This window comes from Paenibacillus sp. FSL K6-1230 (assembly GCF_038002385.1).
GTDB classification, from domain to species: domain Bacteria; phylum Bacillota; class Bacilli; order Paenibacillales; family Paenibacillaceae; genus Paenibacillus; species Paenibacillus massiliensis.
In genome coordinates, this window is sequence record NZ_JBBOCK010000001.1 from 610,654 (window position 1) to 622,960 (window position 12,307).

Below are 12,307 nucleotides of genomic sequence, written 5' to 3' on the forward strand. Positions count from 1 at the left end.
CATGGCCATTCGTCTTAGCATATTGGATCAAAGCCCGATCTACGAGGGGGAGAGTGCTACGCAGGCATTTCAGCATACGATCGAGCTCGCCCAACGGGCGGAACAGCTCGGATATCACCGATTCTGGGTATCGGAGCATCACGACTCTGCCAACGTAGTGGGCTCCTCGCCGGAGGTGCTGATCTCCCATCTACTCGCGAAGACGAACACCATTCGCCTGGGCTCTGGCGGCGTCATGCTGCAGCATTACAGCCCTTATAAGGTAGCAGAGAATTTTAATGTGCTGGCAGCTCTGGGGCCTGATCGCATTGATCTGGGCATCGGGCGAGCTCCCGGAGGACTGCCTCGTTCTACACGTGCATTGCAGCAAGAAGGGGGAGGGAGCATAGAGGCCGCTACAGAGTATGGAGGGACAGGAGCGTCGAATAATGCTGGCGCAGCTCCATCGCTGGAGGATAAGCTTGTGGAGCTGCGTCATTTCCTAAAGGATGAGCTACCTGGCGAACATCCCTTGCACGGCTTGCGTGCTACACCTGTAGTCTCCTCGCCACCTGAGTTGTTCGTATTGGGAGCGAGTGTGGATAGTGCACGAATGGCTGGGAGGCTGGGCCTGCCCTATGTATTCTCCCTATTCATAAACGGAGATATCACGGTGGCTGAAGAGGCGTTCTGCCAGTATCGGGCGTCATTCGAGGCGGCATCTCCGAAGGCATCCCATATACAATCTCAGCAACGTACACATGCTCAGTCGCATACAGAATCACATACAACTGCTCATTCTGATTCACACACGAACTCGGGCGCATTTCACGTTCGTAAGCCTTATGTGGTTCTGGCGCTATCCGTGATCGTGGCCAATAGTGAGGCCGAAGCGGAGGCTTTGGCTGGCGAACATATGCTGGTGAAAATTCATCTAGAGAGCGGTAAGACGCTGACAGTGGCTTCCGTCGAGCAGGCTGAGGAATATGGGCGCCAATCAGCTGAGCCCTATCGGATCGAGGTGCTGGAGCCGAATGTGATCCGGGGGACGCGGGAGGTGGTCGAGCAACGGCTCCGGGAGCTGCACGCCAAGCTGGCTGTAGATGAATTGGTCGTGACGACAGCTACACGAGTGTTCGCCCATCGCATCCGTACCTTTGAACTGCTGAGTCAGGCACTGCGGTCACCTGAGGAGCAAGTGATATGAGTAATGATGTGAAGGGAGCAGAACAGCGACATACGGGGGGAGATTCGGCAGGTAGCGAGAGACTCAGAACGTTCTATAGGCATTTGCATCAGTATCCAGAGCTGGCTATGGAGGAATATGAGACGACTGCCGCCATTCGCGACTGGCTGGGCGAGGAGGGGATTCGTGTTGCAGATCAATTTGAGCTCCCGACAGGGCTTGTGGCGGAAGTAGGAAGCGGGGGAGGTCCGATAGTCGCGCTGCGTGCTGATATAGATGCCCTCCCCGTGCAGGAAGCTAGTACGCATCATTATCCATCCAAGATCCCTGGTAAAATGCATGCGTGCGGCCATGACTTTCACACGGCAGCTCTGATCGGTGCGGGTATTCTTTTGAAGCATAAGGAAGCAGAGCTACAGGGGACTGTGCGGCTGCTCTTCCAGCCTTCGGAGGAGAATGCGAAGGGAGCCAGACTGGTCATTAACAGTGGTGCATTGGAGCAGGTAGAGGCTGTCTTCGGTCTGCACAACAAGCCCGATCTGCCGACAGGTGTGATTGGCATCAAGGAAGGAGCGATAATGGCCGCTGCAGACGGGTTCGTCATTGAAGTGGAGGGGCGTGGCACGCACGCTGCTGTCCCGGAGGCGGGATTGGACCCGATCGTTGTCGCGGCACATATCATTACTGCTTTGCAGTCTGTGGTCAGCCGGAATGTAGGGGCGCAGGAGAGTGCAGTCGTCAGTGTGACGCGTTTGCACAGTGGAGTGACCTGGAATGTCATTTCTGATAAGGCGGTGCTGGACGGCACAGTACGTACCTTCGATGAAGGAGTTCGTCAGCGGGTACGCACTCGGGTCGATCAGATTGCAGCCGGGGTAGCCGCGGCATTTGACACCACAGCTTCTGTCCGCTGGATCGAGGGGCCGCCAGCAGTGACGAATGCGGCTGCTTGGGTGAAGGCTGCTGAACAGGCTGCCCAGATAGCGGGATTAGAGGTCATTATACCTGTTCCTTCTCCGGCTGGGGAGGATTTTGCACTCTATCAAAAGGAGACCCCAGGCTTATTCGCATTCCTTGGCACGTCGGGTCCGCATGAATGGCATCATCCATCATTTGAGGTCGATGAAGAGGCTCTGCCTCTTGCAGCTCGTTATCTGGCAGAGCTCGCGGAGCGAGCACTGGATGAGCTAAATCATCGCTCCGATTCACGTAAGGCATGATGTATGCACGATGTACTCATGATGAACGCATGATGTGACATGATGTGCACATGTACATACTACCTAGCATCCTTTGGTATAGAGACAGGCATGGGCATCTGTAGGCCATAAGCGATTATGAGCATGAGTGTAGCTGTTGTTGTGTTATCTGATAAAGTGAGAGTAGTCGCCGGATTCATGCATGGATGATTCCGACGGCTTTTTTACCCTAGTCTGCGGGTAGCTCTGAGGGCAAGGGTCAATATTGTAGATTGTAAAATAAAGAAAATCTATAACACCATCAAGAACTCCTATTAGTTAGCCATTGCCGATCAGGAGTACGAGATGATATTCTGTGAAAAACATAAATCCGACTTTACAAATGTGAATAATTATAATTTATTCGTTACATAGGTAGTCGGGCATACATTAAAGACCGCTGCGCGGCACATAGGGGGAATCCATATGACAGTAAAGCACACCAGATTCAAGCGGATGATCAAGGCAGCTGCATTGATGATCACGATCATTGCCCTTGCCGGGTGCAGCTCCATCACTGGTCAAGATACCGAGGCAAGCTCTTCCGGGGCGGCTGGCTCCGGTACGGAGCAGGTTAAGAAGATTATCGTGGGTACGGGGACACAATTCCCTAACGTCTGCTTTATTGATGAGAACGGCAAGCTGACAGGCTACGATGTAGAGCTGATTCGTGAGATCGACAAGCGTCTGCCTGAGTATGAATTCGAGTTCAGTACAATGGAATTCAAGAATCTGCTGCTCAGCCTGGAGACCAACAAAATTGACTTGATTGCGCACCAGATGGAAGTGAATGAGGAGCGCCAGGCCAAATTCCTGTTCAATGATGAGGCCTATAATATTTTCCCGAACAAGGTCGTGGTTAGCCAGTCCAACAATGATGTGAAGTCGATTGATGATCTGAAGGGAAAGAAGCTGATTGTCGGCGCGACAAGTAATGCGGCTGTTCTGGCGGAAAAATGGAATGCAGCCAACGGAAATGGCATTGATATTGTTTACTCGGGAGCTGGTGAGGATACAATCACTCAGATCAAGACGGGACGTGTAGATGCGACGATCAGCACGCCATTTGCCATTGATTATCAGAACAAAGTGGTCGATGCGCAGCTGAAGACCGTAGGAGAGGCTTTATCGAATTCCAAGGTCTATTTCATCCTTAATAAGGATAATGAAGAGCTGAAGGCGAAGGTCGACGAGGCTCTGAAGGAAATTAAGGCAGATGGAACGCTCTCCAAGCTGAGCACAGAGTGGCTGGGGGCAGATTATACGGTTGAGGAATAGCGTGATCGCGGGAGGAGGAACGGTGAAGTATGGGAAAAGCATTTGATCTGTCACTGGTCCTGGATTTCCTGCCAGAGCTGCTGCGATATTTGCATATTACACTCATTGTGCTGGCTGGCTCCATCTCGTTGGGATTGGTGCTTGGATTGCTCCTTGCAGTAGTGCGTCTGTATCGGATTCCGCTGCTGAGCCAGTTCGCGACGGTGTATATCTCCTTTATGAGAGGAACGCCGATTCTGATCAAGCTGTTCCTGATCTATTATGGGCTACCCGAGCTGATGCGACCACTGGGAGTGGATCTATCACGTGCGGATCCGATGCTCTTTGTCATCGTGACCTATGCACTGAGCGATGCGGCCTCGTTCGCGGAGATCTATAGAGGTGCCGTACGCAGCGTGGACAAGGGACAGACGGAAGCAGCCTATGCTTCCGGGCTGACCGCATTCCAGTCGTTCCGGCGAATCGTGGCGCCGCAAGCATTAGTGGTGGCTTTTCCTAATATGGCGAATACGTTGATTGGTTCGCTTAAGGACACCTCGCTGGCCTTCTCCATAGGTGTCATGGATATGGTGGGGCGGGGGCAGACTCTCATCTCCGCTACCTCCCATGCGCTGGAAGTATACATCAGCCTTTCAATCGTGTATTACGTCATTGTGCTTGTGCTGGAGAGAATCATGGCGGCTGCCGAGGGCAGACTCCAGCGTCATCAGTTGCGGCCTTTGCAGGCCGGGAAGCGGAAGACATTCGTTACAAGTGGGCTGAAGAAGGGCTTGAAGGGAATCGGGGTGAGATCATGACGCTGGATTACGGATTTATTGTCAGTTCATTTTTCAAAATTCTGGAGGCGCTGCCGCTCACTCTGATCATCACGGTGGTGCCACTCATCTTCGGGTTCGGGATTGGGCTGCTCACGGCGTTCATCCGGTTGTATCAAGTGCCTGTGCTTCACCCGCTCAGCTCCTTCTACGTATCATTTGTACGTGGGACGCCGATGCTGCTGCACCTGTTCCTGATCTATTACGGGGTGCCCATGATTATTGATAAGTTATCCCAGCATTATGGATGGGGGATCACATCCGCTTCCGTACCGATTCTGGTCTTCGTGATTCTGGCCTTTTCCTTGACGGCAGGTGCCTACATGTCAGAGATGATCCGGTCCGGTATTCTGGCTGTCGATCCGGGGCAAATGGAGGCGGCGCAGGCCGTAGGAATGAGCACTCCGCAAGCTATGTACCGCATTGTCCTACCACAGGCTATTGGAGCCGTATTGCCGAATCTGTGCAACATGTTCGTAGGCTTTCTGCATGGTTCAACGCTGGCCTTTACCGTATCGCAGATGGATATTCTCGGAAAAGCGGATGTTGTAGCCTCGGTGAGTCTCAAATTCCTGGAGGCCTTCATCGCGGCGGCGGTAATCTATTGGGCCCTGACGGTGATCGTTGAGCGGCTGACGGCGCTGCTTGAACGCAGGGTAGCCTTGTATAGCAAGGGAGGAGTCTCATGATTCAATTAACTAATATTCATAAATCCTACGGGAATCATAAGGTGCTACAAGGCATTGACCTCAAGGTAGAGAAGGGGGACGTCGTAGCCATTCTTGGTCCAAGCGGTTCAGGCAAGACCACCCTGCTGCGCTGCGTGAATTTTCTGGAGCATGCGGATGAGGGAAAAGTGCAGGTAGAAGACCTGTCGGTGGATTGCCGCCATGCGCGTCGTGCCGATATTCTCAAGCTGCGCCGCAAGACGGCAATGGTCTTCCAGCAATACAATCTATTCAAGCACAAGACAGTGTTGGACAATGTAACCGAGGGCTTGATTGTGGCGCAAAAAAGACCCAAGGCCGAGGCCCGTGCTCATGCGGCCCAGATTCTGGAGCAGGTCGGGCTCTCATCGAAGCTTGATGCGTATCCCAGCATGCTATCTGGGGGACAGCAGCAACGGGTAGGTATTGCCAGGGCACTGGCGCTTAATCCCGAGGTCATCCTGTTCGATGAGCCCACCTCGGCACTTGATCCCGAATTGGTAGGAGAGGTGCTGGCAGTGATTCGGGCGATCGCGGAGCGTGGGATTACGATGATTATCGTGACCCATGAGATGGGCTTTGCCCGAGAGGTAGCCAATCATGTCGTCTTCATGGACGGTGGCTTCATTGTTGAGGAGGGCACACCCGAAGAAATATTTGTGCGACCACAGCAGGAGCGTACCCGCCAGTTCCTCAGTCGCTTCTCCAATGACTGGAGCTATGTCATCTGAGCTTGCATGTCAGCAGGCCATCGCGGCAAGCCTTTGAGCCAGATATTTGCGTGTGTGGCAGAGTATCTAGGTTCAACACAGCAGCCCAGCAATCCTTATCTTCCTCATACAAAAAAACTGCTCTATCTGTCCAAGAAGGTAAGAAATCTTGGAGGACAGGGCAGTTTTTTTGCTGCTAGCAGCGGTGCGTCGTGATCTGGCAAGGCATGCTGCAGAATGGCCTTCATGCCTCAAGGACCCGAATCAGGGCTAATACTAATCCCTCAGGGATTAATGATAATCGTATTGAAGGATTCGGGCTCCAATTCAAAACCGAGGGTCTGTTGTCCATAGGCAAGATTCAGGCTGCGACGCTCCTGATATGGATTGTTGATGACGATCACCAGACTCTCATCCGGATTGCGGAAGGCGACGGCCTTGCCACTCCATGCACCCGCCAGGCCCTCTCTACGTGCCCCAGGTGCGACAGCATAGGCGAAATGCTTCATAACGTAATATTCAGGATTGAGGGTGACCGAAGCATCTGCCGGGTCCACGGTAATCATGGAATTTTGCTCCCAGCCCCATGTGCTGCGTCCCTTTGGCTCAAGTAGCATGTTCCAATAGATATAGGCATTCACGCCGTTGGTGAAATAATGCTGATATAGATTGAATACATATTTGGCATACAGCCACGTATTGTTGCCATCACCGCATTCATTCTCTGTCTGCATATAACGAAGCTCAGGGTAGCTGGCTACAGTACGCTGAATGGCGTTCTTGCCAGCCCATTGGTAGCCAACACCTTTAATATAGGAGTAGGCCTTAGGATCACTGAGTACAAGACCTGCATATTCGTCAAAATCATTCGACTCCTTCTTGATCAGCTCCTCCCAAGGATCGGGAGCGTTGATCGTGCCGAGCCAGATTTCGGTATCCAGTCCGTGGCGCTCAAAGGCTGGGCCGAGGTAATCGGCAATGAACTCGCGCAGCTCTTCGCCAGTCCATTTGCAGGACGGGAACTTCTGGTCTGCGATGACTTCATTTTGCACATGAATCTGGTGAATGGTAATCCCTGCCTCTTGATAGGCCTGTACGAATTTGACGAAATACAGGGCGTAGGCCTCCAGAATGTCCTTCTCCCAGCGCAGTGTGCCGTAGTTGTACGCCTTCGGCGTCTTCATCCAGGTTGGCGGACTCCAGGGAGAGGCGAACAGCTTCAGGTCTGGATTGTAAGTAAGAGCTTCCTTGATATATGGAATCAGGTACTTGAAATCACGCTCGATAGAGAAGTGCTCCATCGCGGTATCTCCATCCACCTCGTTGTGGCTGTACCATTGCTCTGCATAGTCACTTGCGCCAATGGGAAGGCGACAGATTGTGAATTTATGCTCACCCTCGGGATGGAATAGGGAATGGAAGACCTGCTTACGCTGCTCCTCGTTCAGATGGGCAAGGGCCATATATCCCAGCTCATTGAAGCATCCACCGAACCCTTCGACAATCTGATGAGACTCATCGGTTAACCGCAAATTCGGACTTATTTCGACGGAAGAGTGTGATAGCGCTTTCCATTTGCTGTCTGGTGTGCTATAAAAACCTTGAACGCTAGGTGACATGTTGATTTCCTCCTCATTTGCCATGATAATATAACGCAAGATAGCGCTTTAATAGGTTCAGTATAGCAGTGCACGCTGTCAATGAAGATACTCGGTTTCAAGCAAAATTTGCCCAAATCCAAGGTGGTGAAGGCTTCGTGATTATCCCTAAGGAATACCGTTCATATTTGTCACCGGATGCGCGCTGGCTTCCAGCCACGGACTGGAATGTCAAGCTATTCGGAGCCCATATGCAGACTGTGCAGACAGGCTGGCGCGTGCCGCTGGAATCCCATCTCGCCTTTGAGATTGCCCTGATTCTCGCCGGAGCGCAGAGCACCAGACTGGAGCATGTGCAGTATGAGCTGCAGGAGGGTGATATTCTGCTCATTCCCCCCGGAGTCAAGCATACAAATGAATGCCGTGCTGAGCAGGGGTTAACGTATTTCATTGCCCACTTCAACGTGGATGATGCCTTATTTCGGCAGGAGATGAGTCAGCATGCGCAGCTGTTATTCGAGCGGGATACAGAGCATAATCTGCAGCTGCGGGAGCAACTGATGAAGTGGGTGAGGCTCTTGCAGCAGGAGGAGGATTACACAACGGCAGCCCTGTTTCGTAGTCAGGCGATTCTATTCGAGATCCTGAGTATTCTGGCTGAGCAGAGCTCGTCACGTCTACAGGAGGCTGTGCCCCCGCTGGCGGCTCGCTATGCAGCCCAGATCGCTGAGGCGATCAAGTCATGCTTCAGTCATGAGAATATGAAGAAGGGTGGCCTAAGCAATCAAGGTGTGCGGATTGAGGATATTGCGAGCTCTCTGAATATCAGCTCCGGGTATGCACTGGAGATTTTTCAGAAGGTATACGGGATCTCCCCGCGTCAGTATCTATCCGAGCTCAAGCTCCATGAAGCGAAGCAGTTAATTCACCAGCCGGACTTGAGCCTATCGGATATTGCCACATTGCTGGGGTATTCAAGTCTGGCTCACTTCAGCCGCCAATTCAAGAGATGGGCAGGGATAAGTCCAAGTGAGTATCGTCGAACATTGGGCGATATTCGCTTTTTCTAGAAAATAATTTATTTCACATCGGAAAAATCGGAAATAGATCTTTTCAAATGGCAATTCCTGTGAGAGAATGAGGTAAGCAATCCACCGATCTACTGTTAATCAAGCATTCTTTGGCACGATACAATGAAAGTCATGTGAAGCTAACAAGGGAGGATGCATTACTATGTCAAGTGAGCGTGAATTTGCCTTCGAGACACTGGCGATCCATGCAGGTCAGGAGATTGATCCTGTAACTGGAGCTCGTGCAGTTCCACTGTATCAGACCACCTCATACGGATTTCGGGATACGGAGCATGCGGCTAATCTATTCGGCTTGAAGGAGTTCGGCAATATCTACACCCGATTAATGAACCCGACTACAGATGTATTCGAACAGCGCATTGCTGCGCTGGAGGGCGGAGCTGCGGCTCTGGCAACGGCCTCAGGGCAGGCGGCCATTACCTTCTCCTTGCTGAATATTGCTGGTGCAGGCGATGAGATCGTATCTTCAGCGAGTCTGTATGGGGGGACCTATAATCTGTTCTCGACGACCTTGCCCAAGCTAGGGTTACAGGTCAAATTCGTGGACTCCAGTGACCCGGAGAATTTCCGCGCCGCCATTACGGATAAGACCAAAGCGCTGTACGCCGAGACGATCGGCAATCCGCAGGGCAACGTCCTTGACATTGAAGCTGTCGCTGCGATCGCTCATGAGCATGGAATCCCGTTAATCGTGGATAACACATTCCCGAGTCCCTACCTGCTGCGTCCGATTGAGCATGGAGCCGACATTGTAGTGCATTCAGCCACCAAGTTCATTGGCGGACACGGTACCTCTATTGGCGGAGTCATTGTGGATGGAGGCACCTTCGACTGGAAGGCTAGTGGCAAGTTCCCAGGCCTGACGGAGCCAGATCCTAGCTACCACGGAGTGGTATACACAGAGGCCGTTGGCCCGATTGCATATATTATCAAGGCTCGCGTCCAACTGATGCGGGATCTCGGAGCACCTATTTCTCCATTCAACTCATGGCTGCTGCTGCAGGGCCTGGAGACGTTGCATCTACGTGTCGAAAGACATAGCAGCAATGCTCTTGCTGTGGCGGAATACCTGGAAAAGCACGAGGATGTGTTGTGGGTAAGCTATGCAGGCTTGCCTAGCCATGCTTCTTATGAGCTGGCACAGAAATATTTGCCGAAGGGTCAGGGGGCCATCCTTACTTTCGGAATCAAAGGCGGACTTGCGGCAGGGCGCAAGCTGATCGAGAGCGTGAAGCTGTTCTCTCATTTGGCGAATGTGGGCGACTCCAAATCCTTGATCATCCACCCTGCCAGCACCACCCATCAGCAACTGTCAGAGGATGAGCAGCGCGCTGCCGGGGTGAACCCGGAACTGATCCGTCTGTCGATTGGCACGGAGAATATTCAGGATATTCTGCATGATCTGGAGCAGGCGATTGCACTCAGTCAGACATCGGCTGTGACTGCCCCTTAAATGATTCCAAAGGCCTCTCATCCGTGTCCTTCCGACATGGAGAGAGGTTTTTTTTGATGAGATTATGGCTTGATAGCGATCCTCCATGTGAGCATTTAGCGTGTGATACTCCAGTAACTGATACTCCAGTAACTCTGACCCGGCGGGCAGCTCGAAGTACACGTCAGCGAATCACAGGTCCTTGTCCTTCCTTGACACTATCTTTACATGGTACAGCACAGGAGTGGAAGACATCCACCGAGAGTAAGTTGGATCAGATTTAGAAATTATGACATAAAAAATATATATTTTTCCATTTTGGCTTGTGATATATTTGAAATAAGCTTGTTGCATTAGCTCCAAATATAGCTAGAATCTATTGTCAGGATGGTCTTGTGTCTGTCATGAGCTAAATGGGGGTGTGCAGCAGGTGAAATCCAACCTATCCATAGAAGGAGGAATTGGAAAATGAAAAGATTCACGCGTTCTGCTCACAAGGGATTGTTACTTGTACTGTCTGCTATGTTGTGCTTGACCTTGTTCACCCCCGAACAGGCTCAGGCAGCAGAGGCTTCTGTCAAAGGATTTTATGTAAGCGGTACCAATTTGATGGATGCGACAGGCAAGCCCTTCATCATGCGAGGAGTCAATCACTCCCATACCTGGTTCAAAAATGATCTTGAGGCTGCAATTCCGGCCATTGCTGCTACTGGCTCCAATACGGTGAGAATTGTTCTGTCTAACGGCAGCCGATGGACGGAGGATTCGATTGCTGATGTCGAGCGTATTCTGGCATTATGCGATCAGTACAAGCTTACGGTGATGCTGGAGGTCCATGATGCCACAGGGTCAGATAGTGTTGCTGAGCTTCGTAAGGCTGCGGATTACTGGGTTCGTATCAAGGAGGCTTTGATCGGCAGGGAGGATCGGGTCATCGTCAATATTGCCAATGAGTGGTATGGCTCTTGGGATTCGGGTGTATGGGCCACAGGCTACCAGGAAGTAATTCCTTACCTGCGTGCAGCAGGCATTAAGAATACGTTGGTCGTTGATGCGGCAGGCTGGGGACAATATCCGAACTCCATTTTCACCAAAGGGGAGGAAGTATTCGCTTCTGATCCTCTAAGCAATCTCATTTTCTCCATTCATATGTATGAGTACGCGGGTGGCAATGCGCAAATGGTAAAAAACAATATCGACAACGCGCTTGCGATTGGCGTGCCTGTCATCATCGGGGAATTTGGGCATAAGCATACGGACGGCGATGTGGATGAGGCCACCATTATGAGCTATGGGCAGGAGAAGAGCGTAGGCTGGCTCGCCTGGTCCTGGTATGGCAATAGCAGTGGTGTAGACTATCTGGATCTTAACCGTGGACCTGCAGGGGCTCTTACGGATTGGGGACAAGCGGTCGTGAACGGTCCAAATGGAACCTTGGCAACCTCCAAGCTTAATTCCATCTATACCACACCTGGGTATGAACCCGTACCTGCCGATGGTGGAGTGGTTACAGTTCCAGCGGCACCAACCCGTGTTGTGGCCACTGCTGGGGATGGTCAAGTCTCGCTTAGTTGGGGTTCATCCTTCGGGGCAGCCTCCTATACGGTCCAGCGTGCATTGACAAGTGAAGGCCCCTACGAGGATCTCGCAGCAGAGGTGACGGGGACATCATTTGTAGATGAAGGATTATCTAACGGGACTACCTACTATTATAAAGTGTTGGCAGTGAACAGTGCGGGAACCAGCCCAGCGTCTGTGGTCGTCCAGGCTACGCCGCAAGAGACCTATGTACCTGTGGGGAATCTAGAGGTGCATTATCGGGTGGGTGATACCAGTGCCACAGATAATCAGATCAAGCCATATCTGAACATTCATAATACGGGCAGCTCACCGGTGGAATTGAAGGATCTGAAACTGCGGTATTATTTGACACGTGATGGGGATGCGGATCTGCTCACATTTATCGACTGGGCTCAAATGGGTGCGCAGCATATGACAGTGACGGTTGGTAGTCTGGAGAGTACGAACGCCGATACTTATATTGAGCTTGGCTTCAAGGAGGGGGCGGGTGTGATTCCTGCTGGTGGCTCTACGGGGGACATTCAGCTTCGTGTTCATAAGAGTAACTGGACTAACTTTGACGAATCGGACGACTACTCCTATGACCCAACCAAGACCACCTACACTAGCTGGGAGAAAATAACCCTCCATCAGTCAGGTGAGCTGATCTTTGGCCTGTTGCCTTAAACATGGGGAGTGTGGGGCTAAGCGAG

11 protein-coding genes are annotated in these 12,307 nt (G+C 51.8%); 10 read left to right on the forward strand and 1 reads right to left on the reverse strand.

What is annotated here, in order from left to right; translation table 11 throughout:
- Position 1 precedes the first annotated feature (1 nt).
- The 6 genes from MKX74_RS02695 to MKX74_RS02720 all read left to right on the forward strand — a co-directional run bounded on the left by MKX74_RS02695 (position 2) and on the right by MKX74_RS02720 (position 5,934).
- On the forward strand, positions 2-1,186 hold the full coding sequence (locus MKX74_RS02695) for an LLM class flavin-dependent oxidoreductase (protein ID WP_341177423.1): 1,185 nt from the start codon (positions 2-4) through the stop codon (positions 1,184-1,186).
- Positions 1,183-2,385, forward strand: coding sequence for an amidohydrolase (locus tag MKX74_RS02700; protein ID WP_341177424.1), 1,203 nt, complete (start codon positions 1,183-1,185; stop codon positions 2,383-2,385). The genes MKX74_RS02695 and MKX74_RS02700 overlap by 4 nt, the downstream gene beginning before the upstream one ends.
- Before the next feature lie 444 nt (positions 2,386-2,829).
- A complete protein-coding gene (locus MKX74_RS02705) occupies positions 2,830-3,681 on the forward strand; it encodes a transporter substrate-binding domain-containing protein (protein WP_445667248.1) in 852 nt (283 codons plus the stop codon).
- A gap of 29 nt (positions 3,682-3,710) precedes the next feature.
- Positions 3,711-4,478, forward strand: a complete 768-nt coding sequence (locus MKX74_RS02710) for an amino acid ABC transporter permease (RefSeq protein ID WP_341177425.1) — start codon at positions 3,711-3,713, stop codon at positions 4,476-4,478.
- Positions 4,475-5,185, forward strand: a complete 711-nt coding sequence (locus MKX74_RS02715; protein WP_025680241.1) for an amino acid ABC transporter permease — start codon at positions 4,475-4,477, stop codon at positions 5,183-5,185. The genes MKX74_RS02710 and MKX74_RS02715 overlap by 4 nt, the downstream gene beginning before the upstream one ends.
- Positions 5,182-5,934, forward strand: a complete 753-nt coding sequence (locus MKX74_RS02720; RefSeq protein WP_133569672.1) for an ATP-binding cassette domain-containing protein — start codon at positions 5,182-5,184, stop codon at positions 5,932-5,934. The genes MKX74_RS02715 and MKX74_RS02720 overlap by 4 nt, the downstream gene beginning before the upstream one ends.
- A 263-nt stretch (positions 5,935-6,197) precedes the next feature.
- Here the strand turns inward: MKX74_RS02720 and MKX74_RS02725 are convergent, their stop codons facing one another.
- Positions 6,198-7,532: a glycoside hydrolase family 30 protein gene (locus MKX74_RS02725; RefSeq protein WP_341177426.1), complete on the reverse strand. Its 1,335-nt coding sequence runs from the start codon at positions 7,530-7,532 to the stop codon at positions 6,198-6,200.
- A gap of 137 nt (positions 7,533-7,669) precedes the next feature.
- On the opposite strand from MKX74_RS02725, the gene MKX74_RS02730 reads away from it, so the two are divergent.
- The 4 genes from MKX74_RS02730 (at position 7,670) to MKX74_RS02745 (ending at position 12,281) form a co-directional block, all read left to right on the forward strand.
- On the forward strand, positions 7,670-8,581 hold the full coding sequence (locus MKX74_RS02730) for an AraC family transcriptional regulator (RefSeq protein ID WP_341177427.1): 912 nt from the start codon (positions 7,670-7,672) through the stop codon (positions 8,579-8,581).
- A gap of 163 nt (positions 8,582-8,744) precedes the next feature.
- A complete protein-coding gene (locus MKX74_RS02735; RefSeq protein WP_025680237.1) occupies positions 8,745-10,055 on the forward strand; it encodes a homocysteine synthase in 1,311 nt (436 codons plus the stop codon).
- A 56-nt stretch (positions 10,056-10,111) separates the two neighbouring features.
- Positions 10,112-10,318, forward strand: a complete 207-nt coding sequence (locus tag MKX74_RS02740; protein WP_341177428.1) for a hypothetical protein — start codon at positions 10,112-10,114, stop codon at positions 10,316-10,318.
- Positions 10,319-10,502: 184 nt separating this feature from the next.
- On the forward strand, positions 10,503-12,281 hold the full coding sequence (locus MKX74_RS02745; protein ID WP_341177429.1) for a cellulase family glycosylhydrolase: 1,779 nt from the start codon (positions 10,503-10,505) through the stop codon (positions 12,279-12,281).
- The last annotated feature ends 26 nt before the right edge of the window (positions 12,282-12,307 follow it).

Bases quoted from the DNA above. Each gene is read 5' to 3' on its own strand.
- MKX74_RS02745 (WP_341177429.1), top strand. From the start codon at position 10,503: ATGAAAAGATTCACGCGTTCTGCTCACAAGGGATTGTTACTTGTACTG.
- MKX74_RS02710 (WP_341177425.1), top strand. From the start codon at position 3,711: ATGGGAAAAGCATTTGATCTGTCACTGGTCCTGGATTTCCTGCCAGAG.
- MKX74_RS02720 (WP_133569672.1), top strand. From the start codon at position 5,182: ATGATTCAATTAACTAATATTCATAAATCCTACGGGAATCATAAGGTG.
- MKX74_RS02735 (WP_025680237.1), top strand. From the start codon at position 8,745: ATGTCAAGTGAGCGTGAATTTGCCTTCGAGACACTGGCGATCCATGCA.
- MKX74_RS02695 (WP_341177423.1), top strand. From the start codon at position 2: ATGGCCATTCGTCTTAGCATATTGGATCAAAGCCCGATCTACGAGGGG.
- MKX74_RS02705 (WP_445667248.1), top strand. From the start codon at position 2,830: ATGACAGTAAAGCACACCAGATTCAAGCGGATGATCAAGGCAGCTGCA.
- MKX74_RS02715 (WP_025680241.1), top strand. From the start codon at position 4,475: ATGACGCTGGATTACGGATTTATTGTCAGTTCATTTTTCAAAATTCTG.
- MKX74_RS02740 (WP_341177428.1), top strand. From the start codon at position 10,112: ATGAGATTATGGCTTGATAGCGATCCTCCATGTGAGCATTTAGCGTGT.
- MKX74_RS02725 (WP_341177426.1), bottom strand. From the start codon at position 7,532: ATGTCACCTAGCGTTCAAGGTTTTTATAGCACACCAGACAGCAAATGG.
- MKX74_RS02700 (WP_341177424.1), top strand. From the start codon at position 1,183: ATGAGTAATGATGTGAAGGGAGCAGAACAGCGACATACGGGGGGAGAT.